General features: G+C 33.3%; 24 protein-coding genes and 1 riboswitch. Of the genes, 8 read left to right on the top strand and 16 right to left on the bottom strand.

What is annotated here, in order from left to right; translation table 11 throughout:
- Nucleotides 1–32: 32 nt before the first annotated feature.
- From trmD to JM658_RS13160, 6 genes are all read right to left on the bottom strand, one after another.
- A complete protein-coding gene (gene trmD, locus JM658_RS13185; protein ID WP_236959757.1) occupies nucleotides 33–710 on the bottom strand; it encodes a tRNA (guanosine(37)-N1)-methyltransferase TrmD in 678 nt (225 codons plus the stop codon).
- Nucleotides 711–732: 22 nt separating this feature from the next.
- Nucleotides 733–1806: a DUF748 domain-containing protein gene (locus JM658_RS13180; RefSeq protein WP_236959740.1), complete on the bottom strand. Its 1074-nt coding sequence runs from the start codon at nucleotides 1804–1806 to the stop codon at nucleotides 733–735.
- A gap of 179 nt (nucleotides 1807–1985) precedes the next feature.
- A complete protein-coding gene (locus JM658_RS13175) occupies nucleotides 1986–2594 on the bottom strand; it encodes a tRNA (guanine-N1)-methyltransferase (protein ID WP_236959739.1) in 609 nt (202 codons plus the stop codon).
- Nucleotides 2595–3079: 485 nt separating this feature from the next.
- A complete protein-coding gene (locus JM658_RS13170; protein WP_236959738.1) occupies nucleotides 3080–3895 on the bottom strand; it encodes a DUF2490 domain-containing protein in 816 nt (271 codons plus the stop codon).
- Nucleotides 3896–3994: 99 nt separating this feature from the next.
- Nucleotides 3995–5446, bottom strand: coding sequence for a glyceraldehyde-3-phosphate dehydrogenase (locus JM658_RS13165; RefSeq protein WP_236959737.1), 1452 nt, complete (start codon nucleotides 5444–5446; stop codon nucleotides 3995–3997).
- Between the two features lie 133 nt (nucleotides 5447–5579).
- Nucleotides 5580–6986, bottom strand: coding sequence for a S1C family serine protease (locus JM658_RS13160; protein ID WP_236959736.1), 1407 nt, complete (start codon nucleotides 6984–6986; stop codon nucleotides 5580–5582).
- Between the two features lie 187 nt (nucleotides 6987–7173).
- Here JM658_RS13160 and dapF point away from each other — a divergent pair, with 187 nt between their 5' ends.
- The 4 genes from dapF (at nucleotide 7174) to JM658_RS13140 (ending at nucleotide 10284) form a co-directional block, all read left to right on the top strand.
- Nucleotides 7174–7950, top strand: coding sequence for a diaminopimelate epimerase (gene dapF, locus JM658_RS13155; RefSeq protein WP_236959735.1), 777 nt, complete (start codon nucleotides 7174–7176; stop codon nucleotides 7948–7950).
- Nucleotides 7950–8474, top strand: coding sequence for a GNAT family N-acetyltransferase (locus JM658_RS13150; RefSeq protein WP_236959734.1), 525 nt, complete (start codon nucleotides 7950–7952; stop codon nucleotides 8472–8474). Before dapF ends, JM658_RS13150 begins: the two co-directional genes overlap by 1 nt.
- Nucleotides 8474–9517 (top strand): endolytic transglycosylase MltG, encoded by a 1044-nt coding sequence (gene mltG / locus JM658_RS13145; RefSeq protein WP_236959733.1) that lies wholly within the window; start codon nucleotides 8474–8476, stop codon nucleotides 9515–9517. Before JM658_RS13150 ends, mltG begins: the two co-directional genes overlap by 1 nt.
- A gap of 119 nt (nucleotides 9518–9636) precedes the next feature.
- Nucleotides 9637–10284 (top strand): lysozyme family protein, encoded by a 648-nt coding sequence (locus JM658_RS13140; protein WP_236959732.1) that lies wholly within the window; start codon nucleotides 9637–9639, stop codon nucleotides 10282–10284.
- Nucleotides 10285–10362: 78 nt separating this feature from the next.
- Here JM658_RS13140 and JM658_RS13135 read toward each other — a convergent pair whose 3' ends face one another.
- Genes JM658_RS13135 through dnaA form a run of 3 tightly spaced genes read right to left on the bottom strand, consistent with a single transcriptional unit; the run spans nucleotide 10363 to nucleotide 13007 of the window.
- Nucleotides 10363–11085 (bottom strand): SAM-dependent methyltransferase, encoded by a 723-nt coding sequence (locus JM658_RS13135; protein WP_236959731.1) that lies wholly within the window; start codon nucleotides 11083–11085, stop codon nucleotides 10363–10365.
- A 33-nt stretch (nucleotides 11086–11118) separates the two neighbouring features.
- Nucleotides 11119–11580 (bottom strand): low molecular weight protein-tyrosine-phosphatase, encoded by a 462-nt coding sequence (locus tag JM658_RS13130; RefSeq protein WP_236959730.1) that lies wholly within the window; start codon nucleotides 11578–11580, stop codon nucleotides 11119–11121.
- Nucleotides 11580–13007, bottom strand: a complete 1428-nt coding sequence (dnaA, locus tag JM658_RS13125) for a chromosomal replication initiator protein DnaA (RefSeq protein WP_236959729.1) — start codon at nucleotides 13005–13007, stop codon at nucleotides 11580–11582. The genes JM658_RS13130 and dnaA overlap by 1 nt, the downstream gene beginning before the upstream one ends.
- A gap of 199 nt (nucleotides 13008–13206) precedes the next feature.
- Between dnaA and JM658_RS13120 the strand changes: the two genes are divergently transcribed.
- Nucleotides 13207–13602 (top strand): acyl-CoA thioesterase, encoded by a 396-nt coding sequence (locus JM658_RS13120; protein WP_236959728.1) that lies wholly within the window; start codon nucleotides 13207–13209, stop codon nucleotides 13600–13602.
- A gap of 6 nt (nucleotides 13603–13608) precedes the next feature.
- Here JM658_RS13120 and JM658_RS13115 read toward each other — a convergent pair whose 3' ends face one another.
- From JM658_RS13115 to ribD, 3 genes are all read right to left on the bottom strand, one after another.
- Nucleotides 13609–14217 (bottom strand): IMPACT family protein, encoded by a 609-nt coding sequence (locus JM658_RS13115; RefSeq protein ID WP_236959727.1) that lies wholly within the window; start codon nucleotides 14215–14217, stop codon nucleotides 13609–13611.
- Nucleotides 14218–14290: 73 nt separating this feature from the next.
- The gene (locus JM658_RS13110; protein WP_236959726.1) at nucleotides 14291–14938 is read right to left on the bottom strand and encodes an HAD family hydrolase; all 648 of its coding nucleotides are present in this window, start codon (nucleotides 14936–14938) and stop codon (nucleotides 14291–14293) included.
- Nucleotides 14925–15995, bottom strand: coding sequence for a bifunctional diaminohydroxyphosphoribosylaminopyrimidine deaminase/5-amino-6-(5-phosphoribosylamino)uracil reductase RibD (ribD, locus tag JM658_RS13105; RefSeq protein WP_236959725.1), 1071 nt, complete (start codon nucleotides 15993–15995; stop codon nucleotides 14925–14927). Before ribD ends, JM658_RS13110 begins: the two co-directional genes overlap by 14 nt.
- A gap of 48 nt (nucleotides 15996–16043) precedes the next feature.
- On the opposite strand from ribD, the gene JM658_RS13100 reads away from it, so the two are divergent.
- Together JM658_RS13100 and prmC are read left to right on the top strand one after the other, a co-directional pair.
- On the top strand, nucleotides 16044–16520 hold the full coding sequence (locus JM658_RS13100; RefSeq protein WP_236959724.1) for a GNAT family N-acetyltransferase: 477 nt from the start codon (nucleotides 16044–16046) through the stop codon (nucleotides 16518–16520).
- 65 nt (nucleotides 16521–16585) lie between these two features.
- Entirely contained in the window at nucleotides 16586–17452 is an 867-nt protein-coding gene (prmC, locus tag JM658_RS13095; protein WP_317207878.1) for a peptide chain release factor N(5)-glutamine methyltransferase, read from the top strand.
- Here the strand turns inward: prmC and JM658_RS13090 are convergent, their stop codons facing one another.
- Complete coding sequence (locus tag JM658_RS13090) at nucleotides 17453–18022, bottom strand: TMEM175 family protein (RefSeq protein WP_236959755.1); 570 nt, start codon at nucleotides 18020–18022, stop codon at nucleotides 17453–17455. It abuts the gene before it with no gap.
- Nucleotides 18023–18158: 136 nt separating this feature from the next.
- Nucleotides 18159–18223, top strand: a riboswitch (Fluoride riboswitch).
- Between the two features lie 38 nt (nucleotides 18224–18261).
- On the opposite strand from JM658_RS13090, the gene JM658_RS13085 reads away from it, so the two are divergent.
- On the top strand, nucleotides 18262–19578 hold the full coding sequence (locus JM658_RS13085; protein WP_236959723.1) for a voltage-gated chloride channel family protein: 1317 nt from the start codon (nucleotides 18262–18264) through the stop codon (nucleotides 19576–19578).
- A 588-nt stretch (nucleotides 19579–20166) separates the two neighbouring features.
- Here the strand turns inward: JM658_RS13085 and thrC are convergent.
- The 3 genes from thrC to thrA form a co-directional block, all read right to left on the bottom strand.
- Entirely contained in the window at nucleotides 20167–21468 is a 1302-nt protein-coding gene (gene thrC, locus JM658_RS13080) for a threonine synthase (protein ID WP_236959722.1), read from the bottom strand.
- 93 nt (nucleotides 21469–21561) lie between these two features.
- The gene (locus JM658_RS13075; RefSeq protein ID WP_236959721.1) at nucleotides 21562–22482 is read right to left on the bottom strand and encodes a homoserine kinase; all 921 of its coding nucleotides are present in this window, start codon (nucleotides 22480–22482) and stop codon (nucleotides 21562–21564) included.
- 3 nt (nucleotides 22483–22485) lie between these two features.
- The gene (gene thrA, locus JM658_RS13070; protein WP_236959720.1) at nucleotides 22486–24933 is read right to left on the bottom strand and encodes a bifunctional aspartate kinase/homoserine dehydrogenase I; all 2448 of its coding nucleotides are present in this window, start codon (nucleotides 24931–24933) and stop codon (nucleotides 22486–22488) included.
- Nucleotides 24934–25201: the final 268 nt, after the last annotated feature.

Raw genomic sequence — 25201 nt, 5'->3', positions numbered from 1 at the left:
TTTTGTAACTTATTTTTAATTAAAAAAATGAATTATTCATCTAATAAATCAGGTCTTCTCTCTTTTGTTCTCTTATAAGCTTGATCTTCTCTCCATTTTTCAATCTTCGGAAAGTTTCCATTTAGAAGTATTTCAGGCACTTTATGACCTTTATAATCCGATGGTCTTGTGTAAACTGGAGGTGCTAATAAATTGTCTTGGAAAGAGTCGGTTAGGGCAGAGGTTTCATCATTTAAAACCCCTGGGATGAGTCTGATGATGGAATCACATAAAACAGCAGCTCCTAATTCTCCACCTGAAAGAACATAGTCTCCTATCGAAATTTCTTTTGTAACAAATATATCACGTACCCGCTGATCTACTCCTTTATAATGCCCACATAATATGATTAGGTTTCCTTTTAAAGAAAGTTGATTCGCAATATTTTGATTTAAAGTAGCGCCATCTGGAGTCATATAAATAATTTCGTCATAATCTCTTTCAGCTTTAAGACTGCTAATACATTTGTCTATTGGCTCAATCATCATTACCATTCCTGCGCCACCTCCAAATTGGTAATCGTCTACAGTTTTGTAATTGTTAGTAACATAATCTCTTAGATTATGCGTGTGAACTTCTACAATTCCTTTGTCTATTGCTCTCTTTAAAATAGAAGCTTCAAAAGGACTTTTTAATAATTCTGGAAGTACGGTTATTATATCTATACGCATCTTAGAAATAGAGTTTAAAGAATTATTCTTCTTCTTTAGCATCTTTAAATTTAACGGATTTATCAATTTCTCCTTTATAGGCTTTTATAAAAGCATTTTTAAAGATACCTGCAATAGTACTAAAAATGTTTGAATCTACGTTATTAAGGTCACCTTCAAGGGGTATTTTTGTAGCGAGCGTTCCTTGTTTTTGATTTTTAAAGATAAATTTAAAGAATCCAACAAACCCTTCCCATGCTTTTTTAAAGATACTGCTATTCTCTTTGTCGAAGGAGTCAACAATTTTAGTGTCTGTAAGAATTGGTTTGAAGTAACCTTTCAAATAGCCGTCATTGATGACTAGCTCACTAAATAAATCAAAACTACCTTCTTCAAAGTCAATACCTACATAGGCTAATGTAAAAGAGTTTAATGCTTTTATATCTGCTTTCTCTAGTGAGAAGTCAAAGTCTACATCTGGAATTTGTTGAACTAGATCCATCCTACCATCAAGATTTACTTTTCCTCCACCAATACTAATTCCATCCATATGTATGCTAGAAGGTAATTTTTGCTCTTTATCTTCTACATTCCTCAAGTTAGTGGCTTCAAGATTTATTTGGTCAATATATAGATCTACATCTGGACTTTTATTAAACTCAATAAATCCAACTTTTCCTTCTGTGATACTAAGCCTGTTGATGTCGATAGGAACAAGGTCTGTTAAGGCTTCACTCCAATCGTTATTTGTTGTTTTTACAGTATCGTTTACTTGTTCTTCAAAAATATAGGTGATTTTTGGTCTGTAGAGCGCTATTTCACTTACAATCTCTCCATCTAAAAGTGATTTCCATTGAATAGAAATATCAGACTTTTCAAAATTTAAGAAGGGGATATTATTATCTCCATTAATCTTATCTAGTTTTAACTGATGAATTACATAAGCTCCGCGAAATAGATTCAGGTCAATATCTTCAACATGCCCATAATAGCCAGGAATGTCTTGTAATGTATTGTTTACGTATCTTTTTACAATAGATGGAAGTAGTAATCTAATGATAACTAATACAACTACGATTATAAGAAGAGTATAGGATGCTTTTTTTCGCTTAGACATAGTGTTATTTTGAAACTAAATATACAAAGAGGCTAGTTAAAAAGTAAGTTTTTAATCTGAATACTATCACAATTTTAGTAAGAAATTACTGAAACATCTGCTTCTGTAATGTACTTAATTGTTTAAGAACAGATTTATTTACTTTTTAGCTAGCCTCTTAAAGTAAGGCGTATGCTATTTTATTTTGCAAGCTTCTGCTTATTAATTTCGTCTTGAAGTTGTCTTCTAGCTTTTTGTTCTCTTTCTAAAGCTTTTCTTCTGTGCTCTTCATACTCTTCTTCTAGTTCTGCTAAAGATTTTCTAGCTTCTTGAGTAACAGTATTTGCGTTTTTATATTTGTATATAAAGAATCCTAAAATAAGAGCTAATAGTGCAACAATACCCCACATGATACCTTTATAAGCAGGTTTATTGATAAGTGCCCCAAAAAAAGAAATACTGTCCTTTTGTTCGGTAACGGTAGCGAGTTGCTCATTAGTAGAGGCAAGCTCTTTATTTAAATTATCTATAGTAGATTTCTGATTGGAAGTAAGTTCTTCTGAAGTGTGTAATTCTTTTTCTAACCTTGCAACGGAGTCTAATGTGTTTTTCTTTAGTAACTGAAGCCAGTTAATTTTAACTACTTTGTAATCTTGGTAATTATTTGCTTTCTCGAAAATGTATTCAAACTGATTATCTATACTTCCTTCGGTTAAGGATAGTTCTTTATCTTCTTTTTCTTGAGCAAAAACTACTGAGATTGAAAAAATAAATAATGCTGTTGCTGTTAAAAATGTCTTTATCGTCATCTTCATTCGTTAAAAATGTTAATTTGGGGTTGCAAAGTTATGTTTTTACTGCTAACGAGCACAATAATAAGTTATTGTTTTTAATTGCGAAATAAATGTCACTTTTTATTTATACACAGATTATCACTCATTAAGCCTCTATTTACTTGTTTTTTCAGAAGTAAATCGCATAAAATTATAATAAATACAATATGATTACGTAACCTATATTAGGGATTAAGCCTTCTTTTATAGTTACGTTTACTCTGAAAAAATGCGACTTTGTAAATTAACCGAACCCATTATTTTTTTACAATGTCTATAAAATATGTTTTACTTACGGTATAAGTGATGCTTTTAGACTTCTTAAAAGCTAAATTTTCTGGAATTAGTTTCTAAATAACCTGTTTTCTATTGTTAAAAGAAAGAAATATATGGTTGTTGGTTATAATTTTATTCGACTGAATATTAAAAGCTATTAGAATTAGAGGTGACAATGAAAGCTTCTAGAGTTCATTAGGGCTCTTTACTTTTCTGAAAGGAAATGTTTTATAAACTTTTATCCTAAACACAATATCATTTGTTTTTATACTATCGTCAAACTCTTGTTTTGTGTAGTGATAAGAAAGGTTGAATTGCACTTTAAAGCTAGGATCTATAACATAACCTAATCCTGGAGAGACTCTTATAATGTCGTTTATTTGCTTCGATGATTTAATATTCAAGAAAAATTCTATATCCGCAGGAACATAAAATCCTCTATGCTTGGAAGTGAATAGGCTCTGTAGGTCTAAAACCGCAGAAATTTTATAGCGAAAGCGAAGTCCGAAAGATCGTGTATCCTTTCTGAAAAGATTTGTGAATCGCTCTTCAAGCCTCAGATATTGCTGGATATTAACTCTACTAGTAACATTAAAACCTATTTTATAGCCTTGATAAATTCTGTACTCAAAAACATCATCGATGTCGTAATTATGAATATAAAAATAACCGACACCTTGAATTAAACTGTGACTAAAATTAAAATTATTAAGTTCTATATCATTTAAACTATAAGAAATCTCAGCTCTAGAAGTAAGTCGCGTCCAGTCGTTTGGAGAGATTGTTCGGTAGCTTAAATCAGCATTAAGCCTTACTCTATCATTTATTTTCCATGAAGGACTAAAATGAACCCAAAGCTGACGCGTAATGTCGTTGTTACTGATGGAATCATTTTCTTCGGTATCAGTAGTTTGAGCGTAAGATGATGTGTTGAAACAACATACAAAAGCAAGCAATAATGCAAGCTTCAGAATCAAACTTCTTTTTGTACTAAATCTCATGTATGTTGTGAAAATTTGGTACTAAAATAACCAATATTTTCTATTTATTAAAAACAACTCTCATTATATTTTTTTAATGAGAGTTGTTTTGTTTTAATTCTAATAATAGGTGAATCTTCTTACTTTAGAAATATACTTAGCAAGTCTCATAACTTGGTGACTATAACCGTATTCATTATCATACCAAGCGTATATAACAATATTTTTTCCGTCTGCAGATACAATAGTAGCATTACTATCATATATTGAAGGAGCAGAAGATCCAACAATGTCTGAAGAGACCAATTCGTTATTTAAAGAGTATTTAATCTGCTCTACAAGGTCACCTTCTAAAGCATATTTTTTTACAATAGCATTTAGTGCATCTTTAGAGGTTTCTTTTTCTAACTCTAGATTTAAAATAGCTAACGATCCATTTGGTACAGGAACTCTAATAGCATTAGAAGTAAGTTTTCCAGCTAATTTTGGAAGCGCTTTTTCTACTGCTTTACCAGCCCCAGTTTCTGTAATTACCATATTCAATGCTGCTGCTCTTCCTCTTCTGTATTTAGAGTGCATATTGTCTACCAAATTTTGATCGTTGGTATATGCGTGAATGGTTTCAATATGTCCTTTTACTATTCCTTGAGAATCTTCTATAACTTTTAAAATTGGAGTAATAGCATTGGTGGTACATGAGGCAGCAGAAAAAATATTTATTTTGTCTGGGTCATAATGAGTATGATTAACTCCATGAACAATGTTTGGGATATTTTTACCTGGAGCTGTTAAAAGTACTTTATCTACACCTATAGAAGTTAAGTGTCTCGACAATTCTTTGTCATCTCTAAACGCACCTGTATTGTCTATAACCAGCGCATTTTTAATTCCGTAGTTTGTATAATCAATATCTTCTGGCTTCGCAGCATTGATTAGGTAAACTGTTGTACCATTAATAATAAGTGCTTTCTTTTCTAAATCTGTTGTTACTGTACCAGGAAAAAAACCATGGATAGAATCGTTTTCTAACAGTGAAGCTCTTTTTTCAAGCACTTCAGCAGTAATCTCTCCTCGGGTAACAATGGCTCTTAATCGGAGTTGAGATCCTACTCCAGTCTTGGTCATTAATTCTCTAGCAACAAGTCTTCCAATTCTCCCGAAACCATATAGAACAACATCTTTGGGTTTAATATTATCCGATTTATGAGCGTCTTTAAGTTTATCTATTACAAAAGAAGTTGTACTTGTGTGGATAGATTCTTCTAAATGGAATTCGTACGTCAATTTACCGATATCGATTTTAGCAGGAGGGAGGCTCATATTTTTTATGGCTCTAGCAATATCTACAGAATCAAAAATAGAGATTGGTTTCTGTACAAACTCTCCAGCATATTTATGTAAGTTCATAATTTCACTTACACTTTTATCAATTAATTGGTTTCGAAAGAATACTAATTCAATCGCGTTATCATACCAAAGATCGCTTACAATTTTAATAAACTCTACAGTAGCTCTTCTACGATCAGCCTGGAAGGCAAGTTCTTTCTCGTAAGTTTCATTTGTAACAGTCATTCTAGTTTGTGTTTAGTTTGTAGTTTTTTATAATTATCGGCAAAAGTATATATTTCAAACGTTTTCGTAAAGAATTTTATCAAAAAAAAAGAGCTCCGTATAGAAGCTCTTTAATATTAGGGGAAGTGTTTTGTTATTCTCTAAAAATAAGTCTTTCTCTTTCTCCACGTTCGTTAATAGTAACGATACTCATCATACCATATTCTTTGGCTTTAGCAACTGCATTTTTAGCATCTTCAACGGTTTTTATTTTTTGGTCATTAATACCGATTAATAATTTTCCGTTTAGTCCTAATCTTCGATTATATTCGTTAGAGCTGTAGATAATAACGCCGTCTTGATTATTGAATCTTTTTTTGTCTGATTCCGTTTGTGCTTGCAAAGAAATACCTACCTCTTCAATAGTGTATATGTATGTGCTGTTGTCTATTAATGTAACTGGGAGTTCTACGTTTTTTTCATCTCTTAAAACAGAAAGATTAACTTGATCGTCTGGTCTTTTACTTCTTAGGTAACCTGTTAAATCAGAGAATTTAGAAATTTTAATATTATCAATCTTTTTAATAATGTCTCCAGGTTTCAATCCAGCTTTATAGGCTCCAGATTTTTTATATACTTCAGCAACTAAAACTCCTTCAGATTCATTAATTCCTTCAACTCTACCATTTATAACAGCTAAATCTTGGCCTTTAATACCCAAGGTTCCCATTTGTACGTTTCCAAATTCCATGATGTCATTAACGACTTTCTTGGCAATATTACTTGGTACGGCAAAAGAATAACCTATATAAGACCCCGTTTGAGAAGTAATTGCAGTATTAATACCGATCAATTCTCCATTTATGTTTACCAATGCACCTCCACTGTTTCCTGGGTTTACAGCAGCATCTGTTTGAATAAACGATTGAAATTTACCGTCATCTTCATTTAAGTCTCTTGCTTTAGCACTTATAATTCCTGCTGTAACTGTTGATGTTAAATTAAATGGATTTCCAACAGCTAGCACCCATTCCCCAGTTTTAGTGAAATCAGAATCTCCAAAAGCTAAGTACGGTAAATCATTTTCAGCATCTATTTTTAGCAAAGCAATATCAGTCTCTGTATCCGTTCCAATAAGTTCTGCTCTGTATGTTTTATTATTATTTAATGTTACCTGAAGTTCACTAGAATTTTCAATCACATGATTGTTGGTAACTATGTATCCATCAGGAGAAATTATAACACCAGATCCAGTTCCAATTTGTGCTTTGGAGTGCCCACCAGAACCATAAAAATATTCCATAATGTTGGATGGTCCTCTACTAATAGTCATGTTTTTAACGTGTACTACGGCATGAACAGTTTTCTCTGCGGCATCCGTAAAGTTTATATTATCGGCAACGGCTAATGAAGATGGATTGTAATTTGCTGTGACGAATTTAGAAGGACTTTCCTGTGTTTCTATAAAAGGAACTTCCTTTTCAAAAGCTACTTTATAGATCCCTAATGTAATCGCCCCACCTAGTATTGAAACTAGTAAAAGACTCATAAATTTTTTCATAACTTTTAAACTTATTTATTTTAATTAACATTTAAAATTACTTTATAATCAACTGTTTTTTATCAACTTTAACGCACTTTAACAATGGATTAAACGCTTCTATTATTGTATATTTGCGGATTAGTTATAAGCATGTTAATTTTTAACATAAAATTTATAATTATAATTTACTGAATCAAAAAAACAGATGGAACTTAACTTTTATAAATACCAAGGTACTGGGAACGATTTCGTTATGGTTGATAATCGCCAAGGAATTTTTCCTAAGAATGATACTAAACTCGTAAATTTTTTATGTGATAGAAAATTTGGTGTTGGTGCAGATGGTCTTATTCTCTTAGAAGATGATGATGCTACCGATTTTAAGATGGTTTATTATAACGCTGATGGGAATGAGAGTTCCATGTGTGGAAATGGAGGAAGGTGTTTAGTAGCCTTTGCTAATTTTTTAAATGTGGTAAAAGAAGTGTGTACTTTTATAGCAGTTGATGGGTTGCACAGTGCTAGCATTAAAGATGGAATTGTAAGTTTAGCAATGCAAGATGTTGCAGAGATAGCTACTTTTGAAGGTTATACTTTTTTAAATACAGGTTCGCCTCATCATGTACAATTGGTGGAGAATCTTGCTGCTTTAGATGTGAAAAGTAACGGAGCAAAATTACGTTATGGGAAATACGGTAGCACAGGAAGTAACATTAACTTTGTGTCTAAAGAAGGTGATGCAGCTTTTGCTGTTAGAACCTATGAAAGGGGAGTAGAAGATGAAACACTTTCTTGTGGAACTGGTGTTACTGCTGTGGCTTTAGCAATGCATGCAAATGGGCAAACAAAAGAAAACAAAGTTGCATTAACTACACCTGGAGGAACTCTAAATGTATCTTTTGAAAAAAATGGTGTGGGTTATAAAAACATTCATTTAGTAGGACCTGCTACACAAGTATTTTCAGGATTAATAAAAATATAATGATAACACTATCTGGAAATACTATTTACTTAAGAGCGTTAGAAGCTGAGGATTTAGATTTTCTATATGCCTTAGAAAATGATGAAAAAATATGGGAAGTTAGTGAAACGCTTACTCCTTATTCTAAGTATATCCTTAAAGAATATTTAGCAAATAGCCACAGAGACATTTTTGAGGTAAAACAATTGCGATTAGTAATTTCAGATTATAATAATAACATCTTGGGTTTGATCGATTTATTCGATTTTAATCCTAAAAATAAAAGAGCTGGTGTAGGTATAGTTGTCTTAGAAGAAGGAAATCGTAATAGAGGCGTAGGTCGCGAGGCGCTGTCTTTACTTATTGATTATGCCTTTAAGCATTTAGACTTGCATCAGTTGTACGCTAACATATCAGAAAATAATAAACCTAGTATTCATCTTTTTTCGAATTTAGGTTTTGAAAGAGTCGGAGTTAAAAAAGATTGGAATTATACTTCTGGAGAATTCCATGACGAAATCCTTTATCAAAAGATCAATAAATAATGTATATAAGAAAGATTTTAGTAATTATAGCTCTTATGGGCGCTGTTGTAGGTTTTGGTTTTATGTATTATGTCTATAATGCAGTATTCTCTCCAAATACAACTTTTCAGAATGAAGAAGCATATGTTTATGTAGAGTCAGATGGCACTTTTAATGATGTCCAAGATCAATTAGAGCCATTGTTGGAAGACATGACTACTTTTACAAGAATTGCTGAGCGTAAAGGATATGTAAATAATATTAAGCCTGGTAAATATGCCATAAAGAAAGGGATGAATAATAATGAGATTATTAATTCTTTAAGAAGCAGAAATTTACCAGTAGATATTTCTTTTAATAATCAAGAAACATTGGGTAAGCTTGCAGGTCGTATTGCTATGCAGATTGAAGCAGATAGTGTTTCATTGCTGAATAGTTTTAATGATCAAGCTTTTCTGAAGGAAGCTAATTTTAATGAAGACACAGCGCTTGCTATGTATATTCCTAATAGTTATGAGTTATTTTGGAATACTTCAGGAGAAGGCTTTAGAGATCGTATGTTGAAAGAGTATAAGCGCTTTTGGAATGAAACACGCATGAAAAGAGCTGAAGCGATTGGTTTAACTCCGTTAGAAGTGATAACGCTTGCTTCCATTGTGCATAAAGAAACAGCTATGGTAGATGAACGCCCAAGAGTAGCGGGAGTTTATATGAATAGACTTAATAAAGGGATGTTATTACAGGCAGATCCTACAGTTATCTATGCTGTAAAGAAACATGCTGGAGATTTTGATAAAGTAATTAAAAGAGTATTGTATAAAGATTTGGAATTAGACTCTCCATATAATACTTATAAATATGTTGGCTTGCCTCCAGGTCCGATTGCGATGCCAGATATTTCTGCAATCGATGCAGTGTTAAATTATGAAAAAAATGACTACTTCTATTTTGTTGCGAACGTGAAGGATTTCGGATATCATAAATTTGCTAAAACCTTATCTCAGCACAATAGAAACAAGCAAGAGTACGTAAGATGGCTTAATTCTCAGGCTATAAAGCGCTAGTTTAGACTTTAAGATTACTTTAACTATTTGATTTTGTGGTTATTAAAAAAGTCGTATATTTGCACGCTAAATTTTAAGTAATCATTCATTTGATGTAAAGCTTAAAGAAATAGATAAGTATGAAAAAACAAGTATTAAAATTATATGTTTTAGTAGGAGTTTTGATTTTCGTAATCGTTGCAAGTTTAGGTTTTACTGCTACAAAAAAAACCGAAGAAAATGTTCTTAATTTTAATAGCGTAACAGAGCCTTTAGCTTATTCTGTTCCTTTAGAAGAAGATGTGGAAGTGGAAGAAGTTATTAGAACTCCTTTTTTAGGAAAGTCTTTTAATGGTTTCAAAGAAGCATTAGCTTTTAAAGAGTCTCGAGGAGATTATTTTACTGTAAATCCGTTAGGATATATGGGGAAATACCAATTTGGTAATTCTACTCTAAAGACGATAGGAATACATTCTAGTGCAGATTTTCTTAACGACCCAGAATTGCAAGAACGTGCTTTTATAGCCAATCTTGAAAGAAACAAATGGGTTTTAAGAAGAGATTTGGAGTGGTATGTAGGAAGAGTATTTAACGGTGTTAAAGTTACAGAATCAGGGGTTTTAGCTGCCGCTCATTTGGCAGGTCCTGGTAATGTAAAACGCTACTTACGTACGCATGGAGCTTCCGGGTTTGCAGATGCAAATGGAGCTTCTATCCGTTATTATATGCGTAAGTTCTCTGGATACGATGTATCTCATGTGAAAGCTAATAAAGCTGCTAAGATTTAGTAGTTTTATAATGTTATAAGAAAGCCTCAAAACGATTGTGTTTTGAGGGTTTTTGTATTTTATAACTCTAGTATATTTTTATTGAGCGTGCAGAATAAAAATAGTAGGTCTTTTGTGTAAATCTATTTTTGCTCCTTTCCATTGCGCTATGCTTTGCGTTTTAATGGTTTCTGTAGGTAATGTGATGTCACATGCTACGCAAAGTAATGTGTTAGGAGAAAGCATTGCAGTGATGTCTGCTAGCAGTTTGTCGTTTCTGTATGGAGTTTCCATAAATATCTGCGATTGATCTAGTTCCTTAGATCTCTTTTCGAGATTTTTCAACTCTTTCTTTTTATCCGCTTTATCGATTGGTAGGTAACCATTAAAAGCAAAACTCTGTCCATTCATTCCGCTTGCCATAAGAGCTAGTAGAATAGAGGAGGGGCCAACAAGAGGAACTACTTTAATGCCTTTTTCATGCGCTATAGCAACAACATCAGCTCCAGGATCTGCCACACCAGGACAGCCAGCTTCAGAAATAATACCTACATCATGGCCGTTTAAACACGGAGTGATGAAAGTAGGAATTTCCTCTGGTAATGTATATTTATTAAGTACTTGAATTTTTAAACTGGGCTGTGATTTTTTAGGGCTAATTCGTTTAATAAACCGACGAACGGTCTTTTCGTTCTCCACAATATAAAAATCAAGATTTTCAATCGCTCTTTTTATAGAAAGAGGGAGTACTTCAAGTGGTTCTACTTCACCAAGTGTTGTTGGGATTAAATATAACTTTCCAGTGTTGTTATCTGTAGCCATGTATGAATTTTATGGCGCTAAGATACGAAGAAACTATAAATTAGAGATTTCTTTTACGATAACATCTGTAGCCTGATCGAGCATTTTGTATACGTTTTCAAAGCCCATTGCTCCGCCATAATATGGATCTGGAACATCAAGATTTTCACCTGGAGTTAATTTATTTAAAATAAGATGTACTTTTTGTTTATCGTCTTCATTTCTTGCTTGCTGGATAATGTTTTTATAATTGCTATTATCCATAGCGAAAATTAAATCGAAGTTATCAAAGTCTTTTGCAGTGAATTGTCGGCCACGCTGATCTGTAATATCAATATTGTACTTATTAGCGATTTGAATAGATCTAGGATCTGGTTTATCGCCAATATGGTAATTTGAAGTTCCTGCTGAATCTACAAATACATCTTTAGGGTTTACTTTTGCTTTTAGGATTCCTTCTGCAAGTGGAGATCTACAAATATTTCCTAAGCAAACCATAAGAACTTTAACCTGCATTATTGTGCGAATTTTTTACTTAAATCGTCAATGTACTTTCTAAATTGTTTATCAGTTTCTGCTAAGTTATCAACAGTTTTACAGGCGTGTAATACCGTTGCATGGTCTCTCTTTCCAATTTGAGAACCAATACTCGCTAAAGATGCTTTAGTGTATTTTTTAGCAAAGAACATAGCTAGTTGTCTAGCTTGAACAATATGACGTTTTCTAGTTTTAGACTGAAGTGTTTCTACATCCATTTGGAAATAATCTGAAATTACTTTCTGAATGTAATCGATAGAAACTTCACGTTTTGTATTCTTAACAAATTTCTCTACAATCTGATTTGCAAGTTCAATAGTAACTTCCTTTTTATTGAAAGAAGACTGAGCAATTAAAGATATAATGGCACCTTCTAACTCACGAACATTACTTTTTATGTTTCTTGCAACACATTCTATAATCTCGTCTGGCATCTCAACACCATCACGATAAAGTCTATTTTTAAGTATAGAAATTCGTGTTTCAAAATCAGGATTCTGCAATTCCGCAGATAATCCCCATTTAAAACGAGAAAGTAAGCGTTGTTCGATATCCTGCATATCTACAGGAGCTTTATCAGAAGTTAGAATTACTTGCTTCCCATTTTGGTGTAAATGGTTGAATATATGGAAAAATACATCTTGAGTTCCAGATTTTCCTGAGAAAAACTGAACATCATCAATAATAAGAACATCTATAAGTTGATAGAAATGGATAAAATCATTTCTTGTATTCTTCTTAACGGATTCAATATATTGCTGTGTAAATTTTTCAGCTGAAATATAAAGAACTGTTTTTTCAGGATATTTATCTTTAATCTCAACACCAATAGCATGTGCTAAATGCGTCTTACCTAAACCAACACCACCAAACACAAGTAATGGATTAAAAGAAGTTCCTCCAGGTTTATTCGCTACTGCTAAACCAGCAGAACGCGCCAATCTGTTAGAGTCTCCTTCTAGGAAATTATCAAAGCTGTAATTAGGGTTTAGTTGAGATTCGATTTTAATATTACGGATTCCAGGAATTACAAAAGGATTCTTTAATTCTGGATTCTTATGTTTAACCGGTACGTCTAATTCTTGAGGCTGCATAGTAGCTCTATTCGAACTAGGAATGCTTTCTGTAAATGGTTGTTTGTTGCCATAGGTATTCTCCATTCTTATTACATATACCAATTTAGCATTTTCACCTAACTCTTTAGTTAAGGCAACTTTTAGAAGTTTAACATAGTGTTCTTCCAACCACTCATAAAAAAATTTGCTAGGAACCTGAATACTCAAAGCATTATCCGTTAACTTTACAGACTTTATGGGTTCAAACCAAGTTTTATATGCTTGAGGTTGTATGTTGTCTTTTATAAAGTGTAGACAATTTTCCCATACGGATTCCGCAGTTACGTTCATTCTTTGATATAATTTTTTTCGTTAGTCAGGTTTGATAGTGAATAGAATTTTAGAAATCAACTATCATTTAAGATTAAGCAAATATGTGAACAAAAAATTGAAAAAAAAAATGAATGGAGGTTGAATTTATTGTTTTTTTTTCGCATGCTTGGTAACATTTTGTTCATAATTTAATAACACACGTAAAATACATTTTTTAATGGAGAAAACAAATAAAATTAACATAAGAGTTCGATATAGTGAAACAGACAAAATGGGAGTGGTTTATCATGGAAATTATGCTCAATATCTTGAAATTGCGAGAGTTGAGTGGCTTCGTGATTTAGGAGTGTCTTATCGTTGGATGGAAGACAACGGCGTGATGCTTCCAGTAGTGTCTTTGCAGATAAATTATAAGAAATCAGCGAGGTACGACGACTTATTAACAATTGAAGCGAGGCTCAAAAAGACGCCTACCGTAAGGATAGAATTTGATTACACAATTTTCGATGAAAAGGGCGATATAATAGCTGAAGCGAATACAACTTTGGCTTTCATAAATAGTGAAACTTTTAGGCCTATGCGATGCCCTGATTATATCCTCAATAAATTATGATAAATACTACAGTGTTGATAATTCTATTTCGTAATACTGCTCAAATGCTTTTTCGATTTCTTCGGATTTACTTTTTCTAATGCTTACGATAATTTCGCAAGAGAGTTCCATTTTTTGACTTTCTATGGATAAGTTCTTTTCTTTTATAATACGCATAACATTATTCATGTGTTTGTATTCAAAGGAAATTAAAAAATGAGTATCGATTGTTTTTTCAATGATGTAAGCTTCGTCTAAACACAATTGAGCAGTAGTTCTGTATGCGTTGATGAGTCCGCCAACACCAAGTTTAACGCCTCCAAAATAGCGAACAACAATAATCAGTACATCAGTAACATCATACGATTGTATTTGTCCGTAAATAGGCATTCCCGCTGTATTTGAGGGCTCTCCATCATCATTAGCTCTGTATTGCAATTTATCTTGGTCAATTCCAATTTGCCATGCATAACAGTGGTGGCGGGCGCTACTGTGTTTTGTTTTGACCTCCTCTAATGCTTCTTTAATGTCTTCTTCGCTTTCAATAGGAAATCCATAACCAAAAAACTTACTCCCTTTGTCTTTAAAGAGTACTTCATTGGTGGGCGCTGCTATTGTTTTATATATGTCTTCCAAAATATTTCTGACTTCTTATGTAGTTGCAAACATAGTAATTGTTGATAGTCTATATAATAGTTACTAGCATTTATTACTGCGGAAAAGGAAACTCTTTTTCAAATAATTCTGTAATATCTTCCTTCCCCGGAATCAAATTCCATGTATGGAAACCAAGTTGTTTTGCGGTTTCAATATGTTCTAAAGTATCATCAATAAAAAGCGTTTCTTCAGCAATAATATTGTTGTCATTCAAAACAAACTCAAAGATATTGCTGTTTGGTTTTCTTAAGTTTATTTCATGGGAAAGATAAAACTTGTCAAAGCACTTTTTAAATCGATTGTAGTTTTCTAAACTATTATTTTTAATTACCTGCTGAATATGTAGCTCATTGGTGTTGCTAAGTAACAATAAACGATACTTTTTTTTGCTTGATAAATCTTCTATAAAATCCAATCGGTGTGGTGGAATTTTTAGAATTATGGCATTCCATATTTCTTGAAGCGTATTACTGTCTATATTTGGAATAAGCTTTTGGTAAGAATTTGTAAATGCTTCTGTGGTAATTAATCCCTTTTCATAATCGTTATTTATTTTTATAATCTCTTCAGTGAGTATAAAATCGGGCTGCTTTTCTAAAATCAACCTCATGGAAGCAGGTTTGTCTAGATCGACAAAAATATCTCCAAAATCGAATACGATATTCTTTATAGTATTTTGCTCCTCTTTATTCTTTTTCATCTTCAGTATTTTTATATATTTTCAAAATATCGCTAGCAATTTTTTCTTCTGAAAAAAGTTTAGAAACATTAATGTCAGGAGCTTCGGTGCCTTTATTAAAGATTACTTTACCTTTAAAAACGCGAGCTTCGTCCCATAAATCTACATTTATAAACGATTGAAGTGTTTTAGAACCTCCTTCAATAATAATACTTTGGATGTTGTTTTTGTGTAGCACGTTTATAATCTGCTTAGTTACATCTTCCTCAAAATCTATTTTTTCAAAAGAGGTGTTTTTAAAGAGCGTAGAAGGGGTGTTTGTATTTTTATCAACAATAAAAACAGTGTGTTGTGTATCGTCTAAAACAAAAGAATCTTTAGGAGTTTTTAATTTGCGGTCGATTATAAATCGTGTAGGGGAATTCCCTTTCCAGTCTCTTGTGTTTAACTTCGGATTGTCTTTTATAACAGTGGTGGTGCCAACTAAGATAGCGTGCTCTTCAGCGCGCCATTTATGGACTAATTGTCTGGAAGTTTCGCCTGTAATCCAAACTGGTTCACGCTTTTCAGCTAGTTGCTGCGGACTAATAAAACCATCTGCACTTTCGGCCCATTTTAAAATTATGTAAGGCCTTTTCTTTTCTTGAAATGTAAAAAACCTTTTGTTGGCTTCCCTGCATTCGTCTTCAAGGATTCCAATCGTTACATTACAGCCAGCCTCCATCAGTTTCTGAATTCCACGTCCGCAAACTTTTTCATTTGTGTCCAAAGCTCCAATAACGACATTCGGAATTTTATTTTTGATAATTAAATCGGCGCAAGGAGGTGTTTTTCCGAAGTGAGAGCAAGGCTCTAAAGTAACGTATATTGTAGCGTTTTTTAAAAGAGAGGTGTCTTTAACCGATTGGATAGCATTTACTTCTGCATGATTTTGTCCTGCTGGACTGGTGTATCCTTCTCCTATTATTTTTCCGTCAGCAACAATAACACTACCTACCATCGGGTTGGGGTATGTGTTTCCTAAGCCATTTTTAGCTAGTTTGATGCATCTTTTTATGTAGAATTCGTGTATATTCATCCCCAAAATTATCAAAACAAAAATACTATTAAATCATCGTAATATTTCATGAATATAAGAGAAATTAAGCCAACTGATAATAAGAGGATGGCCGAAATTGTTAGAGAAGTGATTGTAGAAATGGGAGCGCCAAAAGTAGGCACCGCCTATGAGGATGTGGCTCTAGAAGATTTATACGAAACCTATAATAAAGAGAAGGCGAGTTATTTTGTATTAGAAGAAGATGGCGTTGTTGTTGGAGGTGCTGGAATTGCTCATTTAACAAATGAGGCAGAAACGGTATGTGAGCTTCAGAAGATGTATTTTTTAGGGATTACCCGCGGAAAGGGATTAGGTATGAAGATGATGGAAACCTGTTTAAAAACAGCTAAAAAGTTTGGATATAAGCAGTGTTATATAGAAACGATGCCATATATGACGGATGCTCAGAAGTTGTATAAAAAGGCAGGATTTCGCTATTTAGACGCTCCAATGGGAAATACAGGGCATTATTCTTGTCCAGTTTGGATGCTGAAGGATTTATAAAGTTGGATTTGTAATGAATTTGAGTAACTGTAATTAATATGCATACTTAATAATTAGACTTGTTAATGATGAAGTTAAAGGAAATAAAAGAATTGTACCAAAGCGAGTTAAAAGACCTATATCCTTTAGCAGAGATTACGACTTTTTTTAATTGGCTTTGCGAATCATATTTACAATTAAAGCCGTATCAAATTCAGCAAGAATATACAACAGTTATATCGGGAGAGTCTGTATCTAGTTTTAAAGCTGCATTAGCAGATTTAAAAGCAGAAAAGCCAATTCAGTATATTCTTGGGAATGCTCATTTTTACGGATTAGAGTTTGCAGTTAATAAACATACGCTAATTCCGCGCCCAGAAACAGAAGAGTTAGTCTCGTGGGTGCTAGAAAATGTAAAAACAGATAAAGAGATTAATATTCTTGATATAGGGACAGGATCTGGTTGTATTCCGATCGCTATTGCTAAAAACTTCTCTAAAGCTAATGTTTATGCTATAGATATCTCTAAGGAAGCGTTGGAAGTGGCAAAATTGAACGCTGTAAATAATAACGTAAATGTATCTTTTTCTGAAGTTGATATTCTTAAAGCGTCTAATTTGGCTGATATATTTCCAAAGGTTGATGAGTATGATGTGATTATTTCTAATCCGCCGTATGTTCGGAATCTTGAAAAAGTAGAAATCAAGAACAATGTTTTGCAATATGAGCCTGAAACTGCTTTATTTGTTGCTGATGATAATGCCCTTATTTTTTATAATAAGATTGCAGCATTAGCATCAGATTCTTTGGTAGAAAATGGTGAACTGTATTTTGAAATCAATCAATATTTGGGGGAAGAAATGCTTCAATTGATGGATAAACATAATTTTCGTAATAATGAGCTCAGAAAAGATCTTTTTGGAAACTATAGAATGCTTAAAGGGTTAAAGTAATTACATACTTTTTTCAATCCTTTTATCAGGAATAAGCCACATAATTGCTACGAGAATATAACAAGCAATTGCAATCCACGGAGAGATAAAGGATAATGCTATTCCGATAAGGTAGAAAACAATAGAGAGTTTCCCTTTTCCGTCTTTCCCAACAGCCTTTTTAAGAGCAAAATTCTCGTCATGTGCTTTCAAAATTTCATTTTGTAATATATAATACGCTATTGCCGATAAGAGCAGAACAGCTCCGTATGCAATTACTGGCATTATAGCATCGTAATGTTCTCCAATCCATGATGTCGTGAATGGAATAAGCGAGAGCCAAAATAAGAGGTGTAGGTTTGCCCATAGGATTTTTCCGTTTACTTTTTCTGTTATCTGAAAGAGGTGGTGGTGATTATTCCAATAAATACCTACATAGATAAAACTAGCTATATAGCTTAAAAATACTGGGGTTTTAGAGAGTAGAGAATTTAGATCAGTTCCCTCGGGTGCTTTTAATTCTAACACCATTATTGTAATAATAATAGCTAAAACACCATCGCTGAACGCTTCTAAGCGATTTTTTGTCATTGTCATTTAAAAAGTTTTATATAGACTATTTGCTACCAAAGTACGAAAAAGAGCGATTAAAAATACAGTTGTGTGAGAGAAATTTAGTATACTTTGGAATTCTCAATTCTAGATTTATCTTTTTTACTATATTTGCTTCACATTTGGCAATGAGGTCTGCCTTTAACCGCTCCGTTTTGAGCTGATGACTTCTACTTTTAATGGCTTATGCCACAGTAGAATCATTTATATATGTCAAAATGAATAATAAAAAAATCAAGCAATTCCTGCTCTCATTAGAGCAAATTCCAACATTACTTTATCTCTTTAAATGGATCTTTATTTGTCTCCTCATAGGAAGCATAGTAGGGAGTATTTCTGCTTTCTTTCTTTTGAGCCTAGATTGGGCTACAAACTGGAGAGAGGCTCATTTATGGATTATTTGGCTGCTGCCAATTGGTGGACTCATTATTGGTTATTCGTATTACCTTTATGGCGATAGCGTTGTAAAAGGGAATAATTTACTGCTTGAAGAGTTCCATTCACCAAAAAAAATAATTCCTTTTAGAATGGCTCCTTTAGTGCTATTTGGAACGATCGTAACACATCTTTTTGGAGGTTCTGCTGGTCGAGAGGGAACAGCGGTGCAAGTTGGTGGAGCCGTTGCAGATAGATTCACAAAGCTTTTTAAATTATCGGATAGCGATAGAAGGATTGTTCTCATTGCAGGTATAAGCGCTGGTTTTGCTTCTGTTTTTGGAACTCCATTGGCGGGAGGGATCTTTGCATTAGAAGTTCTCGTTTTAGGGCGGATCCGTTTGGGTGCTATTGTTCCTAGTTTTATGGCGGCAGTGTTTGCAGATTACTTTTGTGAAATTTGGAACGTTAATCACACACATTATCACATAGATACTGTTGCAGAAATGACACCTGTTAATTTATTATGGACGCTTTTAGCTGGAATTATATTTGGTTTGGTGGCGATGTTGTTTTCTAAATCTACTCACTTCTGGAGCAACTTATTTAAAAAGCATGTAAAGTTTCCGCCTTTAAGACCATTTATAGGAGGTGCGATTTTAGCAGTTTCGATTTATGCTATTGGAACTACAAAATATATCGGATTAGGAATCCCAACTATTGTGGATGCTTTTAATGTGAATTTAAACTCTTATGATTTCTTATTGAAGATATTGTTTACCTCATTTACTTTGGGAGCTGGATTTAAAGGAGGGGAGGTAACACCTTTATTTTATATCGGAGCCGCTTTAGGAAATGTATTGATTTGGTTCATTCCGTTACCGATGGGATTATTGGCAGGAATGGGATTTGTTGCTGTTTTTGCTGGAGCTACAAATACACCAATTGCATGTACTGTTATGGGGATAGAATTATTTGGAATTGAAGCTGGAGTTTTTATAGCTTTAGCATGTAGTACCGCTTACTTATTTTCGGGTCATTCTGGTGTTTATTCTTCGCAGATTATTGGCAGTCCTAAGAATGCTTTTTATGATAAGGAAAAGGGAGTGCATTTATCCGATATTGAAGAAGGGAGAAAAAATAATAAAGACCGAAATTAACTTTTCTTCTTACATTGAAACATCTTCTTTTTGATAGATTTCACAAGCATGACATCTTGTCAATTTATTTGTATTAAATTATGTTAATCAGTATTTTATGATTGTTTATATAAACTTTTAGTTTAATGTGTTTTTTTAAGTTAGAAATCACTGATAATTACTACTAAAAAGTATGATTTCTTGTTCGGAAATTGAATTATAAGGAATATAACGCAAGTAAAAATAGCGCTTATTTTTAATTTCATGATGCTATTTTGAAGCTAAATTTTTAGTTCTTTTTTTGAGAGCAAATACAAGGTTTTCCTCTGTTGAAATTAACTTAAAAATTATAGTTTTTTATGGTTAAAAAAAAGCTCTTTTATTTCTGAAAAATGAGACCTTTTTAATGATGATTTCTGACTAAAAATAAACACGCTTTCTTGATTTAAAATTATAAAAACACATCATTTTATTTTTCATAATGAACCAAAAAAAGGATAAAAATGAGTCGGAAAGTTGCATTTAAATTCACAATTTCCGACTCATTTTTATCCCTGTAATTCTGCTTTTAAATGTCATCAGCAGTTTTCATTTTATGTAAAAAGGAAGTTATCTGCTCTTTAAATAGGATTTTAAACCTTCATAATTGCTTACTAAAAGACTTTCTTTTTTATTGTTCATTACGGCTTTTATTTGCTCCGGAATAGGAACTGTAACTCCTAAAGTACTCTCCACAACATCTAAGAATTTTACAGGATGTGCTGTTTCTAAGAAAACCCCTAATGTATTTGGATGTGTTTCTTGGTATTTTTTTAAACCTAAATAGCCTACTGCGCCATGTGGATCTGCAACGTATTTAGTGTTATTGTGGATAGAAAGCATTGTTTTTTTAGTTTCCTCATCAGTATAGCTGAAAGATGAGAATAACTCATTTAGCGCCTCAAAATCATTATTAAATATTGTTTGGATACGGATAAAGTTACTTGGGTTTCCTACGTCCATGGCATTAGAAATTGTCTGCTTCGAAGGCTTTGGAGAGTATTGTTTTGTAGCCATATATTGTGGAACCGTGTCGTTTATATTAGTGGAGGCAACAAATTGTTTTACCGGAAGTCCTAGTTTATGAGCCATCATACCAGCACAAATGTTTCCAAAATTACCACTTGGAACAGAGAAAACTAATTCTTTGTTCTGTGACTTTAGCTGTTTGTAAGCAAAAAAGAAATAAAACATCTGTGGTAGCCATCTAGCAACATTTATGGAGTTAGCAGAAGTTAAGTTTTCTTCGGTGAGTTCTGAGTCTAAAAACGCAGTTTTTACCATTTCTTGGCAATCATCAAAAACACCGTCTACTTCAAGAGCAGTAATGTTTTGACCAAGTGTTGTGAGTTGTTTCTCTTGAATATCACTTACTTTTCCGCTAGGATAAAGAATAACAACCTCAACTCCCTTTACGCCTAAAAAACCACTAGCTACAGCGCCGCCTGTATCTCCAGAAGTGGCTACTAATACTGTTACTGTTTCATCAGCCTTATCTCGGTTAAAGTATCCTAAGCAACGCGCCATAAATCGAGCTCCAACATCTTTAAATGCCATTGTAGGACCGTGAAAAAGCTCTAAAGAATAAACATCGTCTTCTACTTTTACGGTAGGAAAATCAAAACATAATGTTTCCTTGATAATTCCCTTTAGAATATCTTCTGGAATTTCGTTGTTTACAAATTGCTTGATGACCTTATATGCAATTTCTTCATTGCTATAGTTTTCAATGTTTTCTATAAAATCCTTATCTAATGCTTTTATTTCATTTGGAAAATAAAGACCTCTATCTGGAGCAATACCTCTTACTACTGCTTCTTCAAAGCTAGTATTGGCGTTGCTTTTGTTGTCGTTAAGACTATAATATTTCATTCTCTTGATTGTTAATGCCGTTAAGCTATTATGCTGTTACGAAGCTTTCAATTAATGTATGTCTAGGTAACTCCATAACGTTATAACTATTTTTTAAAGTACTTTTACTCCTTCAGTATTGATTTTGGATACATGAATATCATAATCTACACCAAAATCTTTATAAATTTCTGCCATTGCTTTTGCTGCTTTTTCTGCAGTCTCTTTGCCTTTAGATAAAGCAAATATTGACGGCCCTGAACCTGAAATTCCGCCACCAAGTGCACCTGCTGCTATGGCGGCCTCTTTAACTTTATGGAAGCCTGGTATCAGCGGACTCCTCATAGGTTCTACTATTTCATCGTGTAAGCAGCGTCCTATTAATTCGTAATCTTCGGTATAGAGCGCACTTACCAATCCTGCTAGATTACCCCATTGGATAATAGCTTTTTTAAGAGGGATAGTTTGCTTAATTACCGAGCGAGCATCAGCAGTTTTCACCTCTATTTGCGGATGAATAACTGTAGCATAGATTTCTTTTGGTGAATGTAGCTTTATAACTTCTAAAGGATCGTAGCCTTTTACTAAAGTGAAACCGCCAAGTAGGGCAGGAGCCACATTGTCTGCGTGCGGAGCTCCGCTAGCTAGCTCTTCACCTTTCATAGCGAATTTTACCAATTCATTTAAAGAAAAAGGCTCTCCAAGTAATTTATTTACACCAAATACTGCCCCAGCAGAACTAGCAGCACTGCTGCCAATTCCACTTCCAGGCTTTATTTTTTTAGTGATCTCTATCTCAAAACCATAATCGGTTTCCGTTTCTTTAAGCATAGCTAATACAGCTACTCCCGCAACATTCTTCTCTGTTTCTAGCGGCAACTCTTGACCAATGATTTTAGTGATTCGAACACCTTTTTTCTTTGTTTTTCGAACCAGCATTTCATCTCCAGTATTATCTAAACATAATCCTAGAACATCAAATCCACAAGAGATATTTGCTATTGTTGCTGGACAGAATAATTTTATCTCGTTCATGGTCTAAAAATTACCAATTCTTATGATGTCTGCAAAAATTCCTGAAGCTGTTACATCTGCACCAGCACCAGCACCTTTTATAATTAACGGTTGCTCAGTATATCTCTCTGTAAAGAAAAGAACGATATTATCTTTTCCTTCTAGGTTATAGAAAGGGTGGTCTTTAGGAATGTGTTGCAGCCCTACTTTAGCCTTTCCATCTTCAAATTGCGCAACATATTTAAGTCTACAGTCTTTGCTAGCAGCATCATTATAGATTTTATCAAAATGAGCTTTATTTTTTACAAGAGATTTGTAGAAATCTTCTACGCTATTTGTGTCTAAACTCTCTTGAGGAAGAAAAGCTTCATTCTCTATCTCTTCAATATCTATTTCATGACCGCTTTCACGAGCAAGAATTAATATTTTACGCATTACATCAATTCCACTTAAGTCAATTTTAGGATCTGGTTCTGTGTATCCTTCGTCTTGAGCTTCTTTTACAACTTCATGGAAATCTGTTTTGTCGTTAAAATTATTGAAGACGAAATTTAAACTTCCGGAAAGTACCGCTTGTATTTTTGTAATCTTATCACCAGAGGCAATTAAATTTTTCAGGGTATCTATAATAGGCAACCCTGCACCTACATTCGTTTCGAATAAGAATGGAGCGTTGTATTGTCTTGAAAGCTCTTTTAGGTGGATGTAATTTTTATACGGAGAAGAAGCAGCGATTTTGTTACAAGTAACAACAGAAATACTGTCGTTTAAATAGTTCTCGTAAGTGTTTGCAACTACTTCATTTGCAGTATTATCAACAAAAATGCTGTTTCTAAGATTCAACTCTTTTACTTTATCATAAAATGCTTCTAATCCTGTTTTTTCACCTTCATCTAAAAGCGTTTTCCAATTCTTAAGATCGATTCCGTTTTCATTAAAGATCATTTTTCTAGAATTAGAAAGAGCGACAACACGGATATTTAATTTTAATTGCTTCTTAAGGAACTTGCGTTGCTTTTCTATCTGAGCTAGGAATTTCTCTCCTACATTTCCAACTCCCATTACAAATAAGTTGAGTTGCTTTATGTTATCTTCAAAAAACTGCTCATGTAGTGTGTTAAGAGCTTTTTTAACATCGTTTTTATTGATCACAGCAGAGATATTTCTTTCAGAAGCACCTTGAGCAATAGCACGGATATTGACATTGTTTTTTCCTAATGCACTAAACATACGCCCGCTAAGTCCTTGGTGACTTTTCATATTGTCTCCAACTAAAGCTACAATTGCCAAATCATCTTCAACAATAACAGGGTTTATTTTTTTGAGTGTCATTTCATACTCAAACCCTTTATTAAGTGCAGTTCTAGCTTTTTCAGCATCAGCAGAAGCAACTCCAATACAGATAGAATGCTCTGAAGAGGCTTGAGTAATAAAAACAACACTCACTTTTGCTTCAGAAAGAACTTCAAAAAAGCGTTTTGAAATTCCAGGAATACCTACCATTCCACTTCCTTCTAAAGAAATCAGAGAAATGCTTTCTACATGACTTATTCCTCTAACAGCGCGAGCTTTTCCGTTGTTGTTTTTTGTGATTAGTGTTCCTTCTTCATTAGGAGCGAAGGTGTTTTTTATATGAATAGGAATTCCTTTTGATAAAACAGGTTGTATTGTTGGCGGATATAAAACTTTAGCCCCAAAATGAGACAGTTCCATTGCTTCTTGATACGAGATATGTGGAATTGCAAACGCTTGTTTTACAAGTTTTGGATTGGCAGTGTACATTCCGCTAACGTCTGTCCATATTTCTAAGGCATCACTATTTATAGCTGCTGCAATTATGGCTGCAGTATAATCGGAACCTCCACGTCCTAATGTTGTAGATTCTCCTTTTGCAGAAGAAGCTACAAAACCAGGAACTACAATTACCTGATAACTAACAGTACCAAAATAATTTTCGCAAAGCTCATTAGTCGTCTTAAAATCAACGATAGCTTTCCCGAAAGAATCGTCTGTCTTTATAAGAAGTCTACTGTCTTTATGTACACTCTCCAAGCCTTCTTTTACAAAATATTCGTTGATAATAAATGAAGATAGAAGTTCTCCGTAGCCAACAATTTTATCTAGTAATTTTGGAGTGATTTCTCCGATTAAAAAAGCACCTTCTAGTAAAGTTTCAAGAACATTTAGCTCTCTTTTTATATTACTTATAACTTTACTTTGGTTGTTTATAGAGATAAGTTCTTGGGCGGTTTTAATATGTCTTTCTTCTATTTCCTCTAATACATTTTTGTAGTCTTCATCTAGTGAAGAGGCGAGGAGAGAGGCTTTTACAAGCATATCTGTAACACCTCCAAAGGCAGAAACTATAATGGTAGTTTTTTCCTCTTTTGAGTTATTGACGACTATATCTTTTACTTTTTCTATATTCTCTGCATTAGCAACCGAAGTGCCGCCAAATTTTAATACTTTCATTTGTTAGTTTTTTCTATTATGGAGTGTTTGTGTGAATTGAGATCCATAATAATGTTTAATAGTTCTTTTAAAGTTAGTTGGGTGTTGTTTATGTGAAAATTATGTTTGCTAAAACCTCGAGTAATCGCTTTTATATTTTTGCATATAATACTACAATGGGCTAATTTTATATAGTACTGCTTGTATTGTTGCATTTTTATAATCTATAAAAGGAATCTCCTTTGTTTGGATTTAAACAAATATAATATACGGACGATATGTGAAAATT

It is taken from the genome of Joostella atrarenae, from assembly GCF_021764745.1.
GTDB classification, from domain to species: Bacteria; Bacteroidota; Bacteroidia; order Flavobacteriales; family Flavobacteriaceae; genus Galbibacter; species Galbibacter atrarenae.
The sequence above is the reverse complement of the archived record's forward strand: the minus strand, read 5'-3'. Positions and strand labels throughout refer to the sequence as shown.